We start from the raw sequence: 1566 nt of genomic DNA, 5'->3' as shown, positions 1-1566 counted from the left end.
GTGGCCAGACCTATACCGTTTACGTGAAAGACGCCAACGGTTGCGAGATCACGCCTCTGACCTTCACAATAAATGTGGGTGTGGACATACAGCCAACTGCGACGGTAGTTCCAAACTGTACAGCCAACGTACCTGGAAACACGGTAACCATAGGGGTAAATCCTGCTGTTGCTTCCCAAGTACAGTATTCATTGGACGGGGTAACCTATGTGGCATCCAACACATTTACGAATGTGGCACCGGGAACCCATACGGCTTACGTACAGCATACGAATGGATGTACCAAGACTGTTCCTTTCACAATCAATACGCTACAACCTGTTGCTGCAAATGCAAACGTGACGGCTAACGTATTATGCTTCGGACAATCGACCGGAAGCATCCAGGTGACAGCCACGGGTGGAACAGGAACCATAGAATATGCCATATCGCCTGCCTTTGCTTACGGAACTTCAAACACGTTCAATAACCTTGCAGCAGGAACTTATACCATCAGGGTAAAAGACAATATCGGTTGTGAAATCACACTTGCAAACATCACGGTAACCCAACCTGCGGCGGCACTTTCAGCAACGGTAGGAGGAACGCACGAAATCTGTCTGGGTGACAATAACGGTACGATAACCATAACTCCTGCAGGAGGAACAGCGCCTTACACCACAAGTCTGGATTCTAACAATCCTGCCGACTTTACCTCGACGCTGAACTATACCAACCTGAATGGTGGACAGACCTATACCGTTTACGTAAAAGACGCCAATGGTTGCGAGATTACGCCTCAGACCTTCACAATAAACAGAGGTGTTGACATCCGACCAACTGCCACGGTAGTTCCAAACTGTACCGCCAACGTACCTGGAAACACGGTAACCATAGGAGTAAATCCTGCTGTTGCTTCCCAAGTACAGTATTCATTGGATGGAGTGACTTATGTTTCTTCCAATGTATTTACGAATGTGGCACCGGGAATCCATACCGCTTATGTGCAGCATACGAATGGATGTACCAAGACTGTTCCTTTCACTATCAATGTGCTACAGCCTATTGCTGCAAATGCAAACGTGACAGCCAACGTATTATGCTTCGGACAATCAACCGGAAGCATCCAGGTGACAGCCACGGGTGGTACAGGAACTATAGAATATGCCATATCGCCTGCCTTTGCTTACGGAACTTCAAACACGTTCAATAACCTTGCAGCAGGAACTTATACCATCAGGGTAAAAGACAATATCGGTTGTGAAATCACACTGGCAAACATCACGGTAACCCAGCCTGCTGCAGCACTTTCGGCTACGGTAGGTGGAACGCACGAAATCTGCTTGGGTGAAAATAATGGTACGATAACCATAACGCCTGCCGGAGGAACAGCGCCTTACACAACAAGCCTGGATTCTAACAATCCTGCCGACTTTACTTCGACGCTGAACTATACGAACCTGAACGGTGGCCAGACCTATACCGTTTACGTGAAAGACGCCAACGGTTGCGAGATCACGCCTCTGACCTTCACAATAAATGTGGGTGTGGACATACAGCCAACTGCGACGGTAGTTCCAAACTGTA

At 48.0% G+C, this 1566-nt stretch carries 1 protein-coding gene; it reads left to right on the top strand.

All coding sequences use genetic code 11. From position 1 onward, the window contains the following. Positions 1 to 1566 (top strand): SprB repeat-containing protein (locus FJA49_RS00020; protein ID WP_199758340.1); only part of this gene is annotated, 1566 nt, incomplete at both ends.

Source organism: Flavobacterium microcysteis, from assembly GCF_006385255.1.
GTDB classification, from domain to species: domain Bacteria; phylum Bacteroidota; class Bacteroidia; order Flavobacteriales; family Flavobacteriaceae; genus Flavobacterium; species Flavobacterium microcysteis.
Note: the sequence above shows the minus strand (reverse complement) of the source record. Positions and strands in the feature narration are given on the sequence as shown.